Here is a 241-nt window from a genome sequence, read left to right as displayed (position 1 = left end):
GATGGCGTGTCGCTCGCTTGCGGCTGCGGGAGTGCGGACGGGGGCTGCGTGGAGGCTTCCCCCGGGCGGGACTTCCGCGCCGGGACGCGCTGGACGGAGGGCCCGGGCACGGTCGTGGCGGTCGGCACGGAGGTGCCTGCCACGTCGGGGGTACGGCCCGGCACGCCGGGCAGGAGGCGCCGCGCCACGACGGGCACCGCCGCAGGGGCCACGGGCGCGGCGGTACGGGGAGCGACGACGG

1 protein-coding gene is annotated in these 241 nt (G+C 80.1%); it reads left to right on the top strand.

Annotated features, from left to right (window positions below; genetic code table 11):
• Positions 1 to 48: 48 nt before the first annotated feature.
• Positions 49 to 241: hypothetical protein (locus tag G3I42_RS37110; RefSeq protein ID WP_203607320.1), on the top strand; the 193-nt coding region annotated here is incomplete at its 3' end.

The sequence above is a fragment of the Streptomyces sp. SID11385 genome, from assembly GCF_010548245.1.
In the GTDB taxonomy this organism is placed as follows: Bacteria; Actinomycetota; Actinomycetes; order Streptomycetales; family Streptomycetaceae; genus Streptomyces.
The sequence above is the reverse complement of the archived record's forward strand: the minus strand, read 5'-3'. Positions and strand labels throughout refer to the sequence as shown.